Here is a 21,603-nt window from a genome sequence, read left to right on the forward strand (position 1 = left end):
CCCGCAACCCCTTTTTTCACAAAAACAGACCAAAAACCAAAAAAATCAACTAACCAGCTGAAATTAAAATATATATTTCGAACAGCTTTATGACGCCAATCCCCAACACACCCAAAACCACAGGAATCACCCCCCCCAACGCGAGAACAAACCCACCTCAAAGAGCGTCGTAACCAGCCAAAACAGAAACGGGCGGCCTCATCGCCGCCCGCCCTCACAAGATCAGACCCGCTCAAGCGCGATGGCAATGCCCTGCCCGACGCCAATGCACATACATGACAGCGACGCGGTCCCCGCGCTGACCCCAGCAAGACCAGCGCCAGCCCAACATCCGCCGGACACCCGCGCGCGATCTGGGCCTCGGGGGACCGCCCCGCAGACCATTGGCCCCTTGCGCCCGTCCCTCTCGATCAGCGGCCCCTGCAACCGGCGGGAACACGGTCCGCAAAGCGCGGCCGGTGCAAAGACCCAAAAGGGCTCGTGGCGCTGTCGCATGGGATATCCGTGTCCAATCGCCCTCAACGGTCAAGGCAGGACCGATTCCGATTGATCGGCGGGTGTGGAGGCGGGTGTGGAACGGATACTAAAAGACGACGGTCCCGTATCCATACGAAACCGTCGTCTTCTATTATAGCACGGCAGAGATGTCCGCCCCCCTGACCCCGCTCGACCCCGAGGCATCGGGACGTGCGGCGCTGACGGTTTTTCTACAGTAGATCTTCCATACGCTCGAAGAAATGGGCAGCGCCCTGACCACGCCGATCGCCGCCCTGACAGCCCTCCCAGTTCCGCGCATATTTCCGGCGAAGCTTCGTCACACAGCCCGAGGCGCTGAGGCTCGAAATCCTGCACCCATGCACGCCATCGCGGCGAGATCGCAGCGGAATGCGGCCTGTAGATCCTGTCCTATATGATCCACGGCCCCTTCTGGTGCCGCGTTCTCAATGGTGACGCGCTGGATAGGACGGTGACGGAGCGGCTGATCGCCACGCTGTTCTCGCTCGGCACAATCGCCGCGAAGTGAAGCCCTCACCGACAGGCGCGCTTGTTCCGTGGCGTCCTTGCCCGTAAGACATCCAAAACCACACGGGACTTGCACCATGACCTTCCGATCTCTCCCCGTTCCCTTATTGAGTGCGTGCCTGCTTTGTGCGCCGACATTGGCCTCGGCCCATATCACGGCGGCGGGGTCCGGTGGCTTCACCGCAGGCTTCGAGCACCCGCTGACAGGATATGACCACTTTCTGGCGATGTTCTCGGTCGGGCTATGGGGCGCACAGATGGGTGGCAAACGGGTCTGGACCCTGCCAGTCACCTTTCCGCTGGTCATGGTGTTGGGCGGCATCGCCGGTATTTCCGGCCTGACCATTTCCGGCATCGAAACCGGTATCGCGCTGTCGATCATCGTGCTGGGTGGGGCCATTGCGGCGGCGTGGCGCCCGTGGGAATGGGTCGCGCTGGCGGTGATTGCGGTATTTGCGCTTTGTCACGGCTATGCGCATGGGGCCGAACTGCCGCTGGCAGCCGATCCGGCAGATTATGCCATCGGTTTTGTGCTGGCCACGGGACTGATCCATGTGATCGGTGTGGGGGTCGGGCTGGTGCTCAACCCGCTCTGGAAGGGGCGGATTTCGCGTCTCCTTGGCGCGGTGATCGCGCTGGCGGGGGTCGGCTTCCTTGTCGGATAAGCCCTCCCCCGCCTTGCGAGCCCGCATCAACGCCTTTGTCCTGTGCTTCACGCTCGGGGGGGCGGCACTGCTGGCGGCGATGCAGCTTTCCGAGGCGATCTCGCTCTGGGTCAGCCAATCGGCGCTGAGCGCCCCGATGCTGCTGACGCTTGCGGCGCTGGGATTTGCCGCCGTACCGCTTGCACGCCAAGGCAAGGCCGCCTCTTTCGTTGGATGGGCGCTCGGGTTCGGGCTTGGTCTTTGGGCGCATGTCGGGCTGATGGCGCTGATCGAACCTCTGCCCGGTGCGGTCAGCCACAAATTCTACACCCTGCCCATCGGTGCGCTGGCTCTGGGGCTGGTGCTGGCGCCGGGCCAATGGCTGACACAGCGCCTGCTCCCTGTGGCAGCCCTGATCAGCGGGGGCAGCTATGCCGTGGCGCTGAAACTGTCGGACCCCAGCTCTGGCGGCGATCCGACGATCGCGCTCTCGGGTCTGGGTCTTGGAGTCTGGATCCTGCTTTGCGCCGCCTGTCTGGGCCGGATCATCCCGCCGCGCGGCACCGTGATCGGCACGCGGATCATTGGCAGCTGGCTGATTGCAATCGCGGTTCTCTATGGCAGTCTCGGCCTGATCGGCAACCGTCTGGCCTCGCCAGTGCCCGCCGACACGCGCCCCATCTGGAAGATGCCCGCCAGCCCCGCCTCCCCCGCCCAACCTCTGATCCAGCAGGCGATCCCCGAAACCCTGCTGCCCCAGCGACAGATCCCCACGGGCCAGATCCCCGCCCCCGACGCCCATAGCCGCCCCGAACTGGGGGTGCAGCCATGAGACGCGCGGCACTGATTGCGCTTGTGCTCGGGGGGCTTGGCCTGTCCCCGCCAGAGGCGTCGGCGCATCCCGAAGACGAGATCGTGGCGCAGCTTGCCCTCGTCATGAATGGCCCAAACGTCACCGAGATTGACGAGACATGGCTGTTCAGCGCGCAGACCTCGCAATGGCTCGTCCAGTCCCTGAACCAGCCGCAACAAGGCCCGTTAGGCCCCGATGCTCTGAACCAGCTGGTGGCCATCGTGCGCGAGAATACGGCCCCCTCGTTATTTTACACAAGGCTGCTGGACGGCGCGCAAGAGCCGCCGCCTCCGGCCGTCTCGGACTTTGCGGCAGAGCTGACCGCCAGCGGCAGCCTACGGTTTTCCTTCGTGCTCAGGCCGGTGCAACCGCTCGACGCCCGCACCCTGCGCCTTGTGCTGAGCGATCCCGACGCGCTGATGGATCTGCGCCCCGCGCCCGATACGCCGCTTCGCCTGACCGGAGACGGGGCCTCGGCCTGCGTGCCGATCCTTGATCGCAACGCCCCCTCGCCGTTTGACACACCCGACCCTGCCTCGCTCATCGCCCGCCTGCTGTGTCGGGAATAAAGCTGATCAAGCGTATGTGACTTCCCTTTTCTGTCATCTTGACGGAGATAGGGAACGCCAGAATATGTGATATTATTACATTACATATCAGAAAGGTCACAGATATGCCCAGCTTCCCTCTTTCCACCTTCTCGGCCAGCGCCCTGCGGCGGGGGCTGTTTGCCTGCCTCATCCTGATGGGGATGTGGGGGCTGATCGGCTGGGCGGTGGCGCTGCCATGAACAACCGGATCACCTTCGAGAATGTCACGCTGAGCTATGACAGGCGTCCGGCTATCCATCACCTGTCAGGGGTTTTCCAGCCAGCCAGCAAGACAGCCATTGTCGGCCCGAATGGCGCAGGCAAATCCACCCTTCTGAAGGCCCTGATGCGCCAGCGGCTCGGGGTCGAGGGCAAGATCGATTTCGGCGGCCTGAGACCGCAGGATTTCGGCTATCTCCCCCAGCTTGCCGAGATCGAGCGCAGCTTTCCCGTCACCGTAGCGGATGTCGTAGCGATGGGGGCATGGCGCAAGACCGGCGCGTTCCGCAGCCTCGGGGCGGATCTTTCCGCCAAGGCCGCCGCCGCCATCGACGCGGTGGGCCTGACGGGGTTCGAGGCCCGCCAGATCGCCTCGCTTTCGGGCGGGCAGATGCAGCGCACGCTTTTTGCACGGCTGATCTTGCAGGATGCGCCGGTGATTTTGCTTGATGAACCCTTCACCGCGATCGACGAGGCCACCACAGCCGACCTTCTGGCCATCATCGAAGGCTGGAACAGGGAGGGACGCATGGTGATGGCGGTCCTGCATGACATCGATCAGGTGCGCGCCGCCTTCCCCGAAACCCTGCTCGTCGCGCGCAGGATGATCGGCTGGGGGCCGACGGCAGAGGTTCTGACCGAGGCGAATTTGCGTCTGGCACGCAGCACGACCACCGCGTGGATGGCGAATGCAGGCCCCTGCGAGCCCGCAAGGGGGCGCGCCGCATGAGCCTGTATTCAACCGTTTTACAGCCTTTCGTCGATTACGGCTTCATGCGACGCGCGCTCGTGGCCTCGGTGGCGCTCGGGCTCGGGGCGGGGCCGGTGGGGGTGTTGCTGATGTTGCGCCGCATGAGCCTTGTCGGCGACGCCATGAGCCATGCGGTCCTGCCCGGTGCCGCCATCGGATTTCTGTTGGCCGGTGGCCTGTCGCAGCTGGCGATGGGGATCGGCGGGGCCGTCGCAGGCCTTGGTGTGGCGTTACTGGCAGGGCTGGTCACGCGCGGCACAGGGCTGAAGGAAGATGCAAGTTTTGCCACATTCTACCTGACTTCTCTGGCGCTCGGCGTGCTGATCGTGTCGCTGAAAGGGTCGAATATCGACCTTCTGCATGTGCTGTTCGGCACCATCCTGTCCATTGACGCCGGCGCCCTTTACATGGTGGGGGCAATCACCAGTTTCACTCTGATCGTGCTGACTCTGGTCTACCGCCCCCTTGTGATGGAATGTTTCGACCCGAATTTCCTGCGCTCGGTCGGCGGGCGGGGCGGGCTGTATCACCTGCTGTTTCTGTTTTTGCTGGTCATCAATCTGGTGGCGGGGTTTCAGGCGCTTGGCACCCTGATGGCGGTGGGGCTGATGATGCTGCCCGCCGCCACCGCCCAGCTCTGGGCGCGCAGCCTGCCCGCGATGGCCGCGCTCTCGGCGATGATCGCCATGATCTCGGGCTTTATCGGCCTGCTGCTGTCTTACCATCTGGGCTTTGCCTCCGGCCCGACCATCATCCTGACCGCCAGCGCCTTCTATGCCGTTTCGCTTCTGGTCGCCCCTCAGGGCTTTCTGGCCAGAACTCTCAATCGCCCCCATCTCGAGGGCTAAGAAAAGGATATTTCCATGACGACACCCCGCTTCCTGAAACCCGCGCTTTCGGCGCTGGCCCTTTCGATGGCCATGATGGGCGCGGCCCATGCCGAAACCCTTGATGTCGTCACCAGCTTCACGGTGCTGGGTGATGTGGTGAAAAACGTGGGCGGCGCACATGTGACGGTCCGCAACCTCGTGCCCGTCAATGGCGACCCCCATGATTACGAACCCAGCCCCGAAGACGCCAAGGCCCTCAAAGCCGCGCCGGTGACTTTCCTCAGCGGCGAAGGGCTTGAGAACTGGTTCGACCGTCTGGCCAAGGCCTCGGGAAGCACGGTCCCTCCGGTCATCGTCTCGGAGGGGATCAAAACCCACGAATTCGAAGAGGATGGGCAGAATGTCACCGATCCCCATGTCTGGAATTCCATCCCCAATGTGCTGATCTGGGTCGATAATATCGAAGCCGCCCTAAGCAAGGCCGATCCTGCGGATGCCGCCGATTTCAAGGCCAACGCCGCCAGCTACAAGGCCAGGCTCACCGCACTGGACGCCGAGATCCGCGCCGAAATCGAGGCCGTACCCGAAGCCAAGCGCAAGGTGCTGACCAGCCATGACGCGTTCGGCTATTTCGGACAGGCCTATGGCATCACCTTCCTTGCGCCGCAGGGGGTCTCGACCGAGACCGAGGCCTCGGCGGCGGATGTGGCCAAGATGATCGACCAGATCAAGGCCGACGGGGTGAAAACCTATTTCGTGGAAAACTCGAACGACCCGCGTCTGGTGAAACAGATCGCGGCCGCCACCGGCGCGGAACCGGGGGGCGAGCTGTATCCCGAAGCGCTTTCGGATGCCTCCGGTCCGGCCCCCAGCTATGAAGCCCTGATGCGCTATAATGCGGCGCAGATCACCAAGGCGATTTCGCAATAACCCGTCGCGGGCAGGGATTCCCCGGACCTTGCCCGCCACCTCCGTCTCCGCGCTCGACCTCCTGCGGTGCCGGAGCATGTTCCAGAGCCTCCCCTAGAACCTTAGCGGAGCGTCGTCCTTGACCTCTTTGATGGCGAAAAACGTGCGGATCTGACGCACCCCCGGCAGGGTAATCAATTCGCGCCCGTGCAGTTTGTTGAAATCCTGCATATTCCCGACACGGATCTTCATCAGATAGTCGAAATCCCCCGCCACCAGAATGCAATCCAGCACCGAAGGCATCTTCTGCACCGCAGCCTCGAATGCGGCAAAGCTTTCAGGGGTCGAACGGTCCAGCACCGCGCCCACCATCACCAAAGCCCCCAACCCGACATGATCGGGCGAAATCCGTGCCCGCACATCCGACATCACGCCGGTCTCGAAAAGCCGCTGCGTCCGGCGGTGGCAGGTCGCGGGCGAGATATTGCACCGGCTGGCCAGCTCCGCATTGGTCAGCCGCCCGTCCTGCTGCAAGAGCCGCAAGATCGCCATGTCGATTCGGTCCAGATCCTGGATGGAAGACTCTTCCGCTTTTGACGCCATATTTTCAGCTTTCCTTTCACGAGACTCGGATTCGAACAGAATTCCCTAAAATCGCAAGCCAAATTAGAAAGCACCTTTCTGCAATGCCTTGCTAGCCTGTGGACATCGTCTAAAGGAGATCCTGCATGAGCCTGCTCGAAAAATTCGAACGCTACCCCCTGACCTATGGCACAACCCCCATCGAATATCTGCCCCGCCTGTCTGCCGCATTGGGTGGCGAGGTCGAGATCTATGCCAAGCGCGATGACTGCAATTCGGGGCTGGCAATGGGCGGGAACAAGCTGCGCAAGCTGGAATATATCGTGCCCGATGCGCTTGCGTCGGGGGCGGATACGCTGGTCTCGATTGGTGGCGTGCAATCCAACCATACCCGCATGGTCGCCGCGACGGCGGCAAAGCTCGGGATGAAATGCGTTGTGGTGCAAGAAAAATGGGTGCCCCATTACGATGCGGTCTATGACCGTGTCGGCAATATCATGATGACCCGCCTGATGGGGGCGGAATCGCGACTGGTGGAGGACGGGTTCGATATCGGCATCCGGCAAAGCTGGGAGGATGCGATCCAGTCGGTCAAGGATCGCGGCGGCAAACCCTATGCCATTCCCGCCGGAGCCTCGGTGCATAAATATGGCGCGCTCGGCTATATCGGCTTTGCCGAAGAGGTGGCCGAGCAGGAGAAAGAGCTGGGCTTCCAGTTCGACTATATCATCGTCTGTGTGGTCACCGGATCGACGCAGGCGGGCATGATCGTGGGGTTTGCCGCCCAGAACCGCGCCGAACGGGTGATCGGCATCGACGCCTCCACCACCCCCCAACAAACCCGCGCGCAGGTGCGCGAGATTGCCGATAATGCCGCGACACTGGTCGGTCTGGGCCGGAAAATCCGCGAGGACGAGATCGTCATCCACGAGGAATACGCCTATCCGGCTTATGGGGTGCCCTCGGAAGAGACCAATGCCGCCATCCGCCTTGCGGCCCGCACCGAAGCCATGATCACCGATCCGGTCTATGAAGGCAAATCCATGCAGGGGCTGATCGACCTGACCCGCAAGGGCGCCTTCCCCAAAGGCTCCAAGGTGCTTTACGCCCATCTGGGCGGCGCGCCTGCGCTGAACGGTTACAGCTATTACTACCGCGAAGGGTGACGCGCCAGGCTCAGCTCTGGCAGATCCGCCGGAGAACCTGCGCCACATCCTCATCATTTTGCGGCAGCGGCAGAAGGTGCGCCTCCTGCCCTGCCGCGCGCAAGGCATCCGCCTGCGCGCCAAGATCGAAACACCAGACCGGAAGGCCGGTGGCCAGAGTCTCGCGGGTGGTAAAGGAAAAGGTCTCCGGCCAGATCGAGGGGATCAGCCAGCAATCGATCTTGTAACGTTCGGCCAGCAGGGCAATGTCCTGCCGCGCATAGCTGCCGTGGATCGTGCAGGCCCTGCCAAGCGGATAATTCGGATCGATATTGCCCAACAGAACCAGACGCGCCGCACCGCTCTTGCCCAGTTGGCGGGCCATGATCTGCAATATCTCCGCCCCCTTCTGGTAGCCGATATTGCCCAAAATCCCGATTGTACGCGGTGCCTCCAGAGGCACGCGCGCGACAGAGGGCACATCCTCCAGCACATCATGCGGCCGCAGCGTGATCTGCGGGGCCAGATCCGGCCAGCAGCCTTGCACGATCTCGCGGCTATTTTCGGAAAACACCACGATCCGCGCCTGGGCAAGCGCGCGATGCCAGAGGTCCTGCCACGCTTGCAACCCGATCTCGCGGCCCTGCGCATCACGCACCTGATGGCAGGCCTGTCCGCCATGCGTCTCAGGGCGTGGCACGCCTTCGAAACGGCCCGTATCGCCCAGCAGCGTATAAGACGGGCTAAGCGGAAAAAAGTCATGGAATTCCACAACAAGCTCGGACCCTTCCGCCGCGCCACGCCATGCCAGCAGCCTGTCGGGAAGCGTTTCGGGACGGGCATCCCCCACGCCGCAGATATAGACAATCCGACGCCGCGGAACCGCCGCCAGAAGATGCGCCAGCACCGCATCGCTTTCCAGATTGGCGACGGTCTCGCCCAAGGGGGTCATAAGCGTCATCCGGTAAGGTGTCGCCCCGCCCAGTTGCAAAACCACCGCCGACTGGCCTTCGGCACAGAGGCGACTGATATCGCGCCGCATCGCGTCTTCGGCACCGCCCCCCAGAGAATGCACGACAAACACCGATAGCGGGGCCTGCTGCATCGCCCCCGCCCATGCCAGCCCAAGCCCCAAACGCGGGCCAATCATCGGATCACGCGCGATGAACCCCTGCACATCCGCATCGAAATGCGGATAGCGGGCGGTAATCCGGCGCCCGTTTTCCTCGATCAGGCGGCGCTTCTCTTCCGAACCGAACGAGGTGCCGCCCCGATGTTCGACAAAAAGGCCCGGCACGCCCAGATGCCGCGCGCCCTCGGCCTGCGTTTTGCGACACCAGTCAACCTCCTCGCCATATCCGCGCCCGAACACAGGATCGAATTCGGGAAAACGACGCAGCCAGTCCAGACCGATGCCCATGCAGAACCCTACGCCCGTCGGCAGCTCTGCCAAGGGGGCTTGCGCGAAATACGTGCGCGCGCAGGCATCAAGCCCCTCCGCCACGCCGTCAGGCAAATCCCCGCGCTGGCAGATGACCGGCGCATTCATGATTTCCGCATCATTGCTCATCGGGGTCACGCTCGCCACCCGCGGGTCCGCCAAGGGGGCCACCAAGCGGCTGGCCCAGCCCTCGGGCACCAGAGCATCGGAATTCAACAGCACAACCGGCGCATCCCGCCGCAGGGCTTCGGCAAATCCGCGATTGACCGAACCGATAAAGCCCAGATTGCGCGCGTTTTCCAGCAAGCTCACCTGACCAGCAGGGCGGCTTTCACACCATTTGCGCAAAAAGGGCCGGATCTGCGGATCGGGCGAACCATCCTCGATCAGCACCAGATGCCAGTCCAGATCGGTATGGGCGACAAGCCGCGACAGGCAGAGTTGCAGCAGGTCGAAAGCGTTATAGACGGGCAGGATGATCGTGATCCGCTGAGCCGCCGCGCCCCGCTCGGCAGTCCCTGCGCGGGACAAAAGCGGCGAGTCTTCCGCCAAGCCCAGTTGCCCCGCCCCGATCCGCAGAGGCTGGACCATATCTGTCCGGCCCAGAAACAGCGCTTTCAGCCGCGCTTTGGCACGATCCTTGCGCGCACGGTCTGTGCTGCGCAGATAGATCAGCGCCGCAGGCAGGCCCTGTATCCCCGCCCAAGCGAAGGCCGCCGCCAGACGCAGGGTTTCGACCCCGCGACGCAAAGCCGCCGGATCGCGCAGCGCGATCTCGACCGTCTCGGTCCCCTTGCGGATCACAAGCCGCCCCGTTCCCGCAATATAGGGCAATGTCAGCGAAAACCCGACCTTGCCCGTCCCGCCATAGGCGGCCTGCACATCGGCGCGAAACTGCACCGGCTCCACGGCCAGACGATGCCCTTCGCCGCAGATCAGCCCCACCTCATCAGCCTCGACCCAACCGGAAACGCATCGGTGATTGCCACGGATCTCCTGCGATTCCAGCCAGCCTATCCCCTTGCCGCCTGCCGCCCTGATCGCGCGCGGGCGAAAACCGTATTGCCGATGGATCGAACTATACCGGATGAAAAGGGCCTGAAGGCTCCGCAGAGTAATCACAAAATCCGTCCTTGTCCGTCAAACCCTGTCGCGCCGCGAGTCTGCGCCCCTGCGTCCGCAATCGCAACCGGACAGGGACCCATATAGGGCATTCCAAAGCAAACCTAATCCAAAAAGCATATGGAGAACAAAGAGAATTCTGCGAGCGCCGGACATTCCGCCCGACCGCCACCCGCCCCGAGGCCAGCAAGGGCTCAGCCGGCAGCAAACTCGGCATAGACAGGGCTACCTTCCACCGTCTTGGCGATCCCCGCCAGAATCGCCGCGCCGGTTTCATGCCGCAATTCGTCATACCAGCGTTCGGTCACGGCAGGATCAACCCCATGCGTCACATCGCAACGCGCGCGCGCGCGCAAAACCAGATCAGCGCAGCGCGCGGCCCGCGCCTGCTGATAGGCCTGAAGCGCCGCAGGAATATCGTCGGTCCCGCGCAGCTTTTCTTCCAGCACCACCGCATCCTCAATCGCCATGCAGGCCCCCTGCCCCAGATCCGGCGTCGTGTTATGCGCGCTATCCCCCAACAGGCAGATCCGGCCTTTGGCCCAAGTGGAGAACGGATCGATATCATGGATTTCCACACGGTTGATCGCCCCCGCATCTGCTGCGGCAATCAACCTTTGCACAGGCTCGGCCCAGCCGGAAAAACAACCCTGTAACAAGGATTTATAGTCCTCACGCGCGGGGGTGTCTCCGGCAGGCATCGGTTGATCGAAGAAGAAATAGAAACGCCCCTGCCCGTTTTCCCCCGCCCCGATCGGCATGATCGAGGCCCGCTTGCCCTGCGCGACAAACGTCGTCCAGCAATCGGCGGGGGCAATCGCGGCATCCATATCCACGATCCCGTTCCAGTTGACATAGCCGGCATAGCGCCGCTCGAGCGGGCCAAGCAGATGGTCGCGCACCAGACTATGCGCCCCGTCTGCCCCGATCACAAAATCCGCGCGGCTCTCGGTGCCATCCGCAAAACGGGCAAGCACCTGCGCCCCCTCCTCCTGCAGCGCGACCAGACGCATTCCTAGCGCGATATGCTCGCGCCCGAACACGTCCATCAGCATTTCCTGCGTTGCCGCACGCGCCACCGGATAGCCGCGTATGCCCGCGCTGTTCCAAAGCGGGGTCAGCGGAAAGGCGCACATCGTCTCTCCGGTCAGGCCGTCGATATAGGCCATCCTCTCCATCTGCCCGCCCAGATCACGGATCTGCGCGCCAAGCCCCAGATGGTTGAGACACTGGATACCGTTGGGCCAAAGCGATAGCCCCGCGCCGACAGGGCGCACCTCGCGGACCTTCTCGAAAATCCGCACCTCGAAACCGATCCGGCGCAGCGCAATGCCCGCACAAAGCCCGCCAATCCCTGCTCCGATAATCATCACCGTTTTCGTGGACATGGCTGGCGCTCCCTGTGCAATCTGTTTTGTTCAGGCTAGCTGTCGGCGCAAGGCAACTCCAGCGTGTTCCGGCAGGATTTTTCACTTGTCCGCAAAACCCGTTGGAATTGCCCGCAAAATCGGCAGTAATCGGCAGGGCAAACAAAGCGTGACCCGTGCCTTCAAGCGCGCGGCAGGCTCCTGCATTTTGTAGAGCAGATCGTCTTTGCGGCGACCGGCATACGTCCTGTCGCCAAACCCGCACTCCGAAAGCCCAAGCCTGCAGGGTGTCGGATGCCCTATCCGCACCATGGCAGATCGCCCCGCGAACGGGAGCACACGCGACATTTACGGATTACAGCGCGTAATAGCTGCGATACCAGTCCACGAAAGACTGCACCCCCTCGCGCACCGACGTTCTGGGCGCATATCCTGTCAGTGATTTCAGCAAGCTGGCATCCGCCCATGTGGCAGGCACATCTCCGGCCTGCATCGGCATCAGATTCTGGATCGCCTCACGCCCGGTCGCCGCTTCGATCGCGGCAATGAATTCGGTCAACTGCACCGCGTTGTTATTACCGATATTGACCACGCGATAGGGCGCCACCGGCGACAGGCTATCGCCCGCGGGCACATCGGCACAACGCTCGGGCACCACATCGACCAATAGGCGGATCCCTTCGACCAGATCGTCGATATAGGTGAAGTCGCGCTTCATATCGCCGAAATTATAGACATCGATCGGCTTGTCTTCGAAAATGGCACGGGTAAATTTGAACAGCGCCATGTCCGGACGCCCCCAAGGCCCATAGACGGTGAAAAACCGGAACATGGTTACCGGTAGATTGAACAGATGGGCGTAAGAATGGGCCATCGACTCGGTGGATTTCTTGGTCGCGGCGTAAAAGCTCATCTGGTGATCCGCGCGATCGGTTTCGCGATAGGGCATCTGGGTATTGGCCCCATAGGCCGATGAGGTCGAAGCCAGCAGCATATGTTTGGGCGGATAGGCCCGCGCGGCTTCCAGCAATTCGAATGTACCGATGATATTGCCTTCAAGATACGCCCGCGGATTGTCGATCGAATAGCGGACCCCAGCCTGTGCCGCCAGATGGATCACCACATCCGGACGTTCCTCTTCCATGATGGACATCAGCAGACCGGGGGTCTCGACCATACCGATAATGTCACGGAAATCGGGCGAAAGGCGCAGCTTTGCCAGCCGCGCCTCCTTCAGAGTGACGTCATAATAATCGGTCATCCCGTCCAACCCGACGACACGCCAGCCTTCGGACAAAAACCGCTGGGACACGAAAGAGCCGATAAACCCGGCAGCACCCGTCACGAGAAGCGTCGGCATGAAAGACCTCCAAATTACCGAGGCCGTTATTGCCCCTTCGGACTGATGTGGCAAGCCTCCTTAACTTGCCAGACGGTCCTCTTCGGCGCCGAGGTCCAGCTCGCTACAGCGGAAATACCCCACATCCTCGCTCATCGTGTTGATTCCGCGCTGCAACATCTGGACAGCGGCGGAGCTTTCCTCGGCCATCGCGGCATTTTGTTGCACGGCACGGTCGAGGTCGCTCACGGCGCTGTTCATCTCGTTCAGACCATTGCTCTGTTCCTGCGCCGAAGAGGCGATCTGCTGGATCGAATCCCGGATACCGGTAATCGATTCATCGATCGATTGCAGCGCCTCGCCTGCCTGCCCGACAAGCTCGACCCCCCGTCCGACCTGACGGGTCGACGCCTCGATCAGCGTCGCAATCTCGCGCGCGGCATCCGAAGACCGCTGCGCCAGTCCCCGCACCTCGGAGGCCACCACGGCAAATCCGCGCCCCGCATCCCCTGCACGGGCCGCTTCGACCCCGGCATTCAGCGCCAGAAGATTGGTCTGGAAGGCAATATCGTCAATCACACTGGTGATCCGCGAAATCGACTGCGAACTTGCGGCGATTTCATTCATCGCGGTGACCGCATCATTGACCACAAGGCTCGAACGGTCGGATTGTTCTTTCGCCTTTTCCGCCTTCGCACGGGCGGTCAGGGTCATATCGGCAGCCCCGCGCACCGAGGTGGTCAGCTCTTCCAGCGCAGCGGCACTTTCTTCCAAGGTCGCAGCCTGCCGTTCGGACCGGCGCGACAGCTCTGTCGTGCCCGCTGTAATCGAGGCGGCTTCCTGCGCAATCGAGGCCGTTTGTTCCAAAACCCCGACAATCACACGTTCGATCCGGCTGATCGCATCGTTGAACTGTTGGCGCAGCGTGTTGAATTCCCCCAGATCCTGATCGATGCGCGTGCTCAGATCGCCTTCGGACAACCGGCCCAAGCTCTCGGCCATAACGCGATTCATACGCATGTAAGGCGTGGTATCCACCGCGAATTTCACCACCTTCACAACCTGCCCTGCGGCATTCTTGATCGGGTTGTAGCTGGCGCGAATATGGACTTCCTTACCGTTTTTACCAACACGCAGGAAATCGCCCTCAAGGGTTTTGCCCTTCCGCAAATCCGCCCAATGATCCTTGTAGCTCTGGCTCTCGCCATAGCCCGGTTCGACAAACATGCGATGCGACTGACCGATGATCTCGGCGCGCTCGTAGCCCATCACCTTACAAAACAGGTCATTGGCCGAAACGATCTTGCCATAGGGATCGAACTCGATCACCGCCTGCACCCCTTGAATGGCGTGGATCTGCCCTTCCGCATCGGCGGCCAAGTTGCGCGCTTCGGTGATGTCAAAGGCATATTTCACCACCTTGAACGGGCGGCCCTCGGGGTCAATCAGCGTCTCGTAGGTTGCCTGCAGCCAGCAGAATTCACCATCCTTGCGGACACGTTTCACCTGCCCCGATTCCGAAGACCCCTTGGCCAGACGTTGCCAGAACTGCGCATATTCGGGCGTATCAAGCGCGTCCTTGGGCATGAATATCCGGTGATTTTTACCACGGATTTCCTCAATCGTGTAACCGGTCGCCTTCAGGAAATGATCATTGGCATCCAGCACATTGCCTTTCAGATCGAACTCGATCACCGCCATCGAACGTTTCAGCGCATCGACCTGGCTCCGGTTGTCGCGACGGCGCATATGCATATAGGTGATCTCGCGGGCGGCAATCAGCACATGCTCGCTGACCCCGTCCTTGTTCGTGATCGGCGAATAGGTCGTATCCAGCCAGATCTCCTCGCCTTTGGCATTCAGCCGCGGTTCGATCTTGTTGACGGGCGTGCCCTGCTTGAGAACGCGCCAGATCTCGTTGAAATCCTCCTGTTCGAGGTCTTTCTCACGCACGAGGGTATCATAGTTGTTCCCAAGGGCGTCCTCACGAGAAATCCCGAAAGTTTTTGCAAACAAATCGTTTAGATACAAAAACTTACGATCAAAATCCACGCGTGCAACCGCATGGGAGTTTTCGAATGCACTGACTTCGCGTTTCAGCTCGTCAATCTCTTGATGCAGTTTCTTGGACTTGAACATCGGCTCTCCCGCGAGTCGTAAGAATCACTTATTACCCACCGAGGCTACGCAAAATATGTTAAGCTTAGCTTTCCGGATCACGGGGGCCTGCCCCTTCCCCGCGGGGAAGATTGCAAAGAGCAGAATTGACAAAATCGGAAAAACACCGCATATAGGCATTGGTGCCGCGCTGCCGCGTGAGCAAGCCGCGTCCGTTTGACGCATCGGCACCAGACCCACCCGTTCCCCATCACGCAGGGTTCGTATCGTCCGGCCAAAGCAGACGGGATCCGCCCGTGGCTTTCGAGGTCGCGGCGTCACACCCCTCAGGCCGCCTCCCCGCGGCCACGCCCAGCCATGATGGCATCGGGTAGCAAAGGATATTTATGTTCGATTTCGATATGCTGGGGCTGTCCCCGGCGCTGAAAGATGCGCTGAAAGCGCAAGGCTTTACTGAGCCGACCCCCATCCAGAACAAGGCCATTCCGCTGGCCATGCAAGGCCATGACATTCTGGGGCTCGCCCAGACCGGCACCGGCAAAACTCTGGCCTTCGGCCTGCCGCTGATCGACCAGTTGCTGCAGGCCCCGGGCAAGCCCGCGCCGAAAACCGCCAAGGCGCTCATCCTTGCCCCCACCCGCGAACTGGTCAACCAGATCGCCGACGGGCTGCGCGCGCTGACCAAAGGCACCCGCATCCATATCATCACCGTGGTGGGCGGCCAGTCGATCAACCGCCAGATCGGTGCGCTGCATCGCGGCTGCGACATTCTGGTGGCAACGCCGGGCCGTCTGATCGACCTGATGGACCGCGGGTCGGTCGATCTGTCGCAGACCAAACATCTGGTGCTCGACGAGGCCGACCAGATGCTGGATCTCGGCTTCATCCATGCGTTGCGCAAGATCGCGCCGCGTCTGGGCACGCCGCGCCAGACCATGCTGTTCTCGGCCACCATGCCCAAACAGATGGAAGAGCTCTCCAAAGCCTATCTCAACAACCCCCAGCGCGTGCAGGTCAGTCCCCCCGGCAAGGCCGCCGACAAGGTCAGCCAGTCGGTCCAGTTCATGGACAAGGCCGAAAAGCCCAACCGTCTGCGCAAGATCCTGTCCAATGATATGGGCGCGCTGACACTGGTCTTCTGCCGGACCAAGCACGGGGCCGAAAAGCTCAAGAAAAGCCTCGAGAAAGACGGGTATCCGGCCGCCTCGATCCACGGCAATAAAAGCCAGAACCAGCGCGATCGCGCAATCGAGAGTTTCCGTGCCGGTTCGACCACCATTCTGGTCGCCACCGACGTGGCTGCCCGCGGCATCGACATTCCGGGCGTGGCCTATGTGATCAACTTCGATCTTCCCGAAGTGCCCGATTCCTACGTCCACCGGATCGGCCGGACCGCGCGTGCGGGCCGCGAAGGTCAGGCGATTGCCTTCTGCTCCGAGGAAGAAGTCGAACTTCTGGCACAGATCGAAAAGCTGATGAAGATCGATATTCCGGTTGCGGCAGGCACGCGCCCCGAAGGCACCTCCCCTGCCCCGCGTGGCCGTCGTCGCGGCGGTCCGCCGAAAGCCGGTGCCGTGCGGGCCTTCAAACCCGCGAATGAGGCCAATTCTGGTGGCCCGCGTCGGCGCCGGAACAAACCGCAGGGGGCCAAACGGGGCCCCGCCGATCCGGGAGCGGCCAAACGCCGCGCACCGCAATCCTGATCTTTCCTGCGCCCTGCCGGTTCTCTGGCGGGGCGTTTTCCTGTCAGACATGCGCGATAATCTGGACGCGCTGGATCTGGGAGGCCACGCTGCGGATTACCGCCTCCAGTGTTGCCCGCAGATGGGTATCGATATAGCTCGCCTGAAATTCGGAGCCTGCCCGCAGGACAAGCGTCTCACGATCCTCCGAAAGCACCGATAACTGGGCAAACCACGCGCCCCAAGCCGTTGGATGATGGCGCTGCAAACGGCGGGCGACCTCCGACCAGATCCCGTCGCTGGGCATATCGGCCACCCGTAGCGGCACCACATTGGTCTGCGGCGCACTCTGTTCGACCGGAGCCAGACGCTCCACCAGATCTGGCCCGATCTTGGCCCAACCCTCGCGCGTGTCTTCAAGGATCTGCACCACGTTCAGCCCGTAAAGCGCGACCCTGCCCCGTGCAGCCGGACGCTTTTCAACAAGCCAGCCGCGTTTACGCAGTGCCGCCATCTCGCGTTTGACGGTGCGCACATCCACCGACCACAGTTTCGAGATCTCGTTCTGGCCAATCGAAAGTTCATCACTTTGCCAGTTATATCGCGCAGTTATCAGGCAAATCAGGCGCAGCGCCTGTTTCTGGACATGCTTGTCCTGAGACAACGCATAGCTTCCCAATACAGAAAGCAGATCGTATTTACGTGTGGCCGCACCGCGACCCACTGCCTTTTTCATCATGACACTGCTCCGGCGCTTTAGGGCGCTTCATTCTTCGGACGCTATTTTGCGCCTCGTTAGCCGAGAGTAGCACGATGGTCCACCGCAAGACAACGCTTTCCTCTCGATGTTGGCTATTTGCGTCCGCCAATCCGATTCTGTCAAGCCCGTGGCAATTTCAAGACCCCAACCGATAAATTCAAATCTGAAAAAATGGTAATTATAGGTTAAGGGGGACGCCCTGTATGTCCCCTAAATCACCCCTATTTGTCACCTTAACTTTGCAAAACGCCTCGGTTTTGTCCCCCAAACCCGGGCGGGCGACTCATCCAAACGGGCCGAATCGCAACAGATTCGATTCGCATTCGGGCAGCGTTATTTCCTTGGGCGCGGACGCTGTTTGAACTTCTCTCTATATTTATAACTTTCTTTTTGCGTCATTGGCAAATCCGGCGTATTTCTGTTGTCAGAGATAATCAACGTCCGAATGAGGCATATATGTTTACGCATGAAAGTCTGGAGGAGCTGCACTCGCGCTCTCTCAAGATGCAGGCAGCGATCCGCAAGCAAACCTTCTCGCCCGAGCACGAGAAGACCCTGCGCCGGTTTTCCAGCTGGGAGGTCTCCGAGCTGATCCTGAAGGTGAACCAGTCCACATTCCGGGGCCGTCTGGCCTCAGACCCCGACCTTCCCGGCGGGGAAGTCGAGGAAGAGGGGCGCCAGCGCTGGTTCACCCTGCCCGAGATCAACGAGATGCGGCGCAAGATGAAGGTGAACCGCCGGTCGCTGCAGCCGCCGCGTCCGCATAACAAGCGCGCCATCCGCGTGGCGATCTCGAATTTCAAAGGCGGCGCGGGCAAATCGACTGTCGCCCTGCATATGGCACATGCCGCGGCGCTTGACGGCTATCGTGTGCTGCTGGTGGATTTCGACCCGCAGGCAACCCTCACCCATTCGATGGGGCTGACGGATGTGTCCGAAGAGCTGACCGTCTGGGGGATCATCGCGCGCGACCTCATCCGCGAAACGGAGCGCATGAATAACGCGCCGCGCGCGGCAGAATCCGGCACCGCCCTGCCCCAGCGCAAGCTGCCCGGCTCGATCCTCGATCTGGGGCTCGATACCCTGCGCATCACCGACTTCATCCGCCCGACCGCATGGCCGACCATCGACATGATCCCCTCCTGCGCCAATGCGGCCTTTGTCGAGTTCGCATCGGCCCAGTATCGGCACCTCAACCCCGACTGGTCCTTCTTCGCCGCCGTCGCGCGCTATCTCGATGCCCTGCCCCATGACAGCTATGATGTCATCGTCTTCGATTGCCCGCCCGCCATCGGCTACCAGTCGATGAATGCGGTCTTTGCCGCCGACGTACTCTATATCCCTTCCGGCCCCGGCTATTGGGAATATGATTCCACCACCTCCTTCATCGGCCAGCTTTCCGAGGCTCTGGGCGATCTGGCGCACGGCTTCGAGGGCACCTTCCCCGCGGGGAATATGACATTGCCGAAGGAATTTCTGGATGTCCGCTTCCTGATGACGCGCTTCGAGCCGGGCAATGACCTGCACCGCGCGATGTTTGAAGCCTTCCGTAATGTTTTCGGGGAACGCTTGGCAGACCACCCGATCGAAATGACGCGCGCCGTCGAACAGTCGGGGCGGTTCCTGTCGTCGGTCTACGAGATCGATTACCGCACGATGACGCGCGAGACATGGCGTCGGGCGCGGGCGTCGTTCGATCGGGCCTATGATGAATTCCGCGCCACCTTCTTGGGCGCATGGGACAAATTGGAGGAGATTGAATGAAGAAGCGTCGGACCTTCGCCATCGACCTTCCCGAAGAGGACGAGGCCGAGACCTTCCCCGCGGGGAATAACACCCCCGAGGTGCCGAGCGCCCATCCGCGGCGGTCGCCGATGGCTGCGGCGATCAGCGAGAATGCCGCCAGCCTGCGCGACCGGACTGCGCTGGAAGCGCAGATCCGTGCAGAAAATGATGCGCTGGCGGCAGAGCATGTGCGCATGAAAAAGCTCGGGCTGATTGTGGATATGATCCCGCTCGGGCAGATCGAGACATGGAAACTGGTGCGGGACCGCGCCAAGGATGATGATTTCGAACTGTCCGAGCTGGTCAAGTCGATCCGCGAGATCGGCCTGTCCAATCCGATCCGTGTTGAGGCGCGGGATGATGGAAAATATGAGCTTATTCAAGGCTTTAGGCGTATGTCGGCCTATAAGGCCTTGCTGGAGGAGACCGGCGATGCCGAACGCTGGGGCGCCATTCCGGCGGGCATCCTTCCCCGCGGGGAAGGTCTGGAGGGGCTCTATCGGCGGATGGTCGACGAGAACCTTGTCCGGAAGGATATCTCCTTTGGCGAGATGGCCGGGCTGGCCTTGAACTATGCCAAGGATCCCGGCACCGCACAGATGGACCCCGACAAGGCCGTGGCGGAGCTGTTCGCAAGCGCGGGCTATCAGAAGCGCAGCTATATCCGCAGCTTCATCAAGCTGGTGGATCGACTGGGCGAGGATCTGAAGTTCATCCAGCATGTGCCGCGCTCGCTTGGTCTCAAATTCGTGGCGGCGATGGAAGACCGCCCCGAAATCGTGACGCAGGTGCGTGAGGCGCTGAAGGGCTGGGACAACCATTCCGCCACCGACGAGCTGGAGGTGCTGCGTCAGGTGATTGGCGAGGAAACCGAGCGTCCGGGGCTGGTGGCGAAAGCCGCCCCGAAGCAGCGCAGTGGCAAGGCGCGCACCGTGTTTCAGGTGCAGACGCGGACGGGGGCGGCCAAGTGTACGGCGTCGAACGGGCGTCTGGAAATCCGGCTGGATCGGGATTTTTCCACGGTGGACCGCGCCAGTCTTGAACGCGCGTTGCGCGATCTTCTGGATGGTCTCAAATAGAACCTTCCCCGCGGGGAAGACGGGGGCGGCAGATTTCTCTGCCGCCTTTTTTATGGCCGGGTGGCAGGGCGGTTGTCGGGGGCGCTCTGCGCGGCGAAATAGCGTGCCAGCAGCACCTCTGTCTCGGCCGCTACGCCATCTATATGCTGGCGCATCACCTCGCAGGCGCGCTCGGTATCGCGCGCAAGGGCCGCTTCGGCCAAGGCGACATGATCGGCGCTGCGGTCGCTGAGCTTGCGGATGTCGATCAGCCCCCGATAGCGGCGCTGCGCAATGGCGATCTGTCCGATCAGGTCATGCAGGCGCGGCATCTTGCAGGCCGAGACAAGGGTCAGGTGGAAGTCGCGATGCGCCATTTCCCATTCCGGCGACCCGAAATTCGACTCGGTGTTCTGCAGCCGATAGAGCGCCGCCGTCACGTTGCTTTCCCATGTCAGGTCGCCATCGCGGATCGCGCGTTCCAGCGCGAAACACTCGCTGTTGCGGCAGATCTCCATGACTTCACGGAAATCTTCCATCGAGACATCGGCCACGGTATAGCCGCGCTGGTCCTCGAACTGGATCAGCCGCGTCGCCGTCAAGCGTGAGATCGCCTCCCGCAGCGGGCTGATCGACACGCCAAGCTCGCCGCGAAGCCTGTCGAGGTTGATCTTCTCGCCGGGTTTCAGCTCATTGGCAAGCAAGCGGTCCAGCAGCGACTGGTAAAGAGCCGAGACAAGCGTTGTTTTACGCATGGTCACCCAAAGATACGAGTTATATACATGTTAGCTGGGCATTATATAGAAAACGGGGGCCATCTGGCAATATCATCCACGAAATCGGGATCGTCGATGTTGTCTCACCTGCCTCCGCAGTCCTGCTGATGGGGCTTTGACGCGCGCGCCTGCGCGGGGTAGATCTGGGCGAATGTGAAAGGAACGGTCTATGGCCAAGCTCATCTATATCCTGAACGGACCCAATCTGAACCTGCTGGGAAAGCGGCAGCCGGAGATTTATGGCACCGATACGCTGGCCGATATCGAGATCCGCTGCCGGCAGTTGGCGCAGGCGCAGGGGGCGGAGATTGCGCTGTTCCAGTCCAACCATGAGGGCGAGATCGTCGAGACCATCCACGAGGCGCGCGAGAAGGCGGCGGCGGTCATTATCAACCCTGCGGCCTATAGCCATACCTCGGTTGCTATTCTGGATGCGCTGAACGCCTATGAGGGCAAGGTGATCGAGGTGCATATCTCGAACATCCACAAGCGCGAGAGCTTCCGCCATCATTCCTATGTGTCGGCGCGGGCCGACGGGGTGATCTGCGGTTGCGGCACCGAGGGCTATGAACTGGCGCTGCGCCATGTGCTGAGCCTTCTGGGCTGACG

Annotated in this window: 18 protein-coding genes; 11 read left to right on the plus strand and 7 right to left on the minus strand. The window is 61.5% G+C overall.

The features are described from left to right. Window positions 1-1,100: 1,100 nt before the first annotated feature. The 6 genes from AC2ISB_RS17595 (at window position 1,101) to AC2ISB_RS17620 (ending at window position 5,840) form a co-directional block, all read left to right on the plus strand. Window positions 1,101-1,688 (plus strand): HupE/UreJ family protein, encoded by a 588-nt coding sequence (locus AC2ISB_RS17595; protein WP_339109761.1) that lies wholly within the window; start codon window positions 1,101-1,103, stop codon window positions 1,686-1,688. After that, on the plus strand, window positions 1,678-2,499 hold the full coding sequence (locus AC2ISB_RS17600) for a hypothetical protein (RefSeq protein WP_486577163.1): 822 nt from the start codon (window positions 1,678-1,680) through the stop codon (window positions 2,497-2,499). Before AC2ISB_RS17595 ends, AC2ISB_RS17600 begins: the two co-directional genes overlap by 11 nt. Next, window positions 2,496-3,089, plus strand: coding sequence for a DUF1007 family protein (locus AC2ISB_RS17605; protein WP_339109763.1), 594 nt, complete (start codon window positions 2,496-2,498; stop codon window positions 3,087-3,089). Before AC2ISB_RS17600 ends, AC2ISB_RS17605 begins: the two co-directional genes overlap by 4 nt. 217 nt (window positions 3,090-3,306) lie before the next feature. Next, the gene (locus tag AC2ISB_RS17610; protein ID WP_486577164.1) at window positions 3,307-4,059 is read left to right on the plus strand and encodes a metal ABC transporter ATP-binding protein; all 753 of its coding nucleotides are present in this window, start codon (window positions 3,307-3,309) and stop codon (window positions 4,057-4,059) included. Beyond that, entirely contained in the window at window positions 4,056-4,928 is an 873-nt protein-coding gene (locus AC2ISB_RS17615; protein ID WP_330647265.1) for a metal ABC transporter permease, read from the plus strand. Before AC2ISB_RS17610 ends, AC2ISB_RS17615 begins: the two co-directional genes overlap by 4 nt. Window positions 4,929-4,943: 15 nt before the next feature. Next, a complete protein-coding gene (locus AC2ISB_RS17620) occupies window positions 4,944-5,840 on the plus strand; it encodes a metal ABC transporter substrate-binding protein (protein WP_330647264.1) in 897 nt (298 codons plus the stop codon). Window positions 5,841-5,933: 93 nt separating this feature from the next. Here AC2ISB_RS17620 and AC2ISB_RS17625 read toward each other — a convergent pair whose 3' ends face one another. Next, a complete protein-coding gene (locus AC2ISB_RS17625) occupies window positions 5,934-6,422 on the minus strand; it encodes an Lrp/AsnC family transcriptional regulator (RefSeq protein ID WP_339109766.1) in 489 nt (162 codons plus the stop codon). A gap of 125 nt (window positions 6,423-6,547) precedes the next feature. On the opposite strand from AC2ISB_RS17625, the gene AC2ISB_RS17630 reads away from it, so the two are divergent. Further along, on the plus strand, window positions 6,548-7,567 hold the full coding sequence (locus AC2ISB_RS17630; RefSeq protein WP_486577165.1) for a 1-aminocyclopropane-1-carboxylate deaminase: 1,020 nt from the start codon (window positions 6,548-6,550) through the stop codon (window positions 7,565-7,567). Window positions 7,568-7,577: 10 nt separating this feature from the next. Here the strand turns inward: AC2ISB_RS17630 and AC2ISB_RS17635 are convergent, their stop codons facing one another. The 4 genes from AC2ISB_RS17635 to AC2ISB_RS17650 all read right to left on the minus strand — a co-directional run bounded on the left by AC2ISB_RS17635 (window position 7,578) and on the right by AC2ISB_RS17650 (window position 14,954). Beyond that, a complete protein-coding gene (locus AC2ISB_RS17635) occupies window positions 7,578-10,109 on the minus strand; it encodes a glycosyltransferase (RefSeq protein ID WP_486577166.1) in 2,532 nt (843 codons plus the stop codon). Between the two features lie 194 nt (window positions 10,110-10,303). Further along, window positions 10,304-11,497 (minus strand): FAD-dependent urate hydroxylase HpxO, encoded by a 1,194-nt coding sequence (gene hpxO / locus AC2ISB_RS17640; RefSeq protein ID WP_486577167.1) that lies wholly within the window; start codon window positions 11,495-11,497, stop codon window positions 10,304-10,306. 334 nt (window positions 11,498-11,831) lie between these two features. Beyond that, window positions 11,832-12,836: an NAD-dependent epimerase/dehydratase family protein gene (locus AC2ISB_RS17645; RefSeq protein WP_330647259.1), complete on the minus strand. Its 1,005-nt coding sequence runs from the start codon at window positions 12,834-12,836 to the stop codon at window positions 11,832-11,834. A gap of 60 nt (window positions 12,837-12,896) precedes the next feature. Then, window positions 12,897-14,954, minus strand: a complete 2,058-nt coding sequence (locus tag AC2ISB_RS17650) for a methyl-accepting chemotaxis protein (protein ID WP_330647258.1) — start codon at window positions 14,952-14,954, stop codon at window positions 12,897-12,899. A 365-nt stretch (window positions 14,955-15,319) separates the two neighbouring features. Between AC2ISB_RS17650 and AC2ISB_RS17655 the strand changes: the two genes are divergently transcribed. Then, window positions 15,320-16,636, plus strand: coding sequence for a DEAD/DEAH box helicase (locus AC2ISB_RS17655; RefSeq protein WP_330647257.1), 1,317 nt, complete (start codon window positions 15,320-15,322; stop codon window positions 16,634-16,636). 43 nt (window positions 16,637-16,679) lie between these two features. Here the strand turns inward: AC2ISB_RS17655 and AC2ISB_RS17660 are convergent, their stop codons facing one another. After that, window positions 16,680-17,354, minus strand: coding sequence for a hypothetical protein (locus AC2ISB_RS17660; protein ID WP_486577168.1), 675 nt, complete (start codon window positions 17,352-17,354; stop codon window positions 16,680-16,682). Between the two features lie 477 nt (window positions 17,355-17,831). Here AC2ISB_RS17660 and AC2ISB_RS17665 point away from each other — a divergent pair, with 477 nt between their 5' ends. Both AC2ISB_RS17665 and AC2ISB_RS17670 read left to right on the plus strand, forming a co-directional pair. Next, window positions 17,832-19,139, plus strand: a complete 1,308-nt coding sequence (locus AC2ISB_RS17665) for an AAA family ATPase (RefSeq protein WP_330647255.1) — start codon at window positions 17,832-17,834, stop codon at window positions 19,137-19,139. Further along, a complete protein-coding gene (locus AC2ISB_RS17670) occupies window positions 19,136-20,239 on the plus strand; it encodes a ParB/RepB/Spo0J family partition protein (protein ID WP_330647254.1) in 1,104 nt (367 codons plus the stop codon). The genes AC2ISB_RS17665 and AC2ISB_RS17670 overlap by 4 nt, the downstream gene beginning before the upstream one ends. 50 nt (window positions 20,240-20,289) lie before the next feature. On the opposite strand, the gene AC2ISB_RS17675 is transcribed toward AC2ISB_RS17670, so the two are convergent. Then, entirely contained in the window at window positions 20,290-20,973 is a 684-nt protein-coding gene (locus tag AC2ISB_RS17675) for a GntR family transcriptional regulator (protein ID WP_339109770.1), read from the minus strand. A gap of 190 nt (window positions 20,974-21,163) precedes the next feature. Between AC2ISB_RS17675 and aroQ the strand changes: the two genes are divergently transcribed. Then, window positions 21,164-21,601, plus strand: coding sequence for a type II 3-dehydroquinate dehydratase (gene aroQ, locus AC2ISB_RS17680; protein ID WP_339109771.1), 438 nt, complete (start codon window positions 21,164-21,166; stop codon window positions 21,599-21,601). Window positions 21,602-21,603: the final 2 nt, after the last annotated feature.

The organism is Thioclava sp. NS-SX20 (assembly GCF_057380695.1).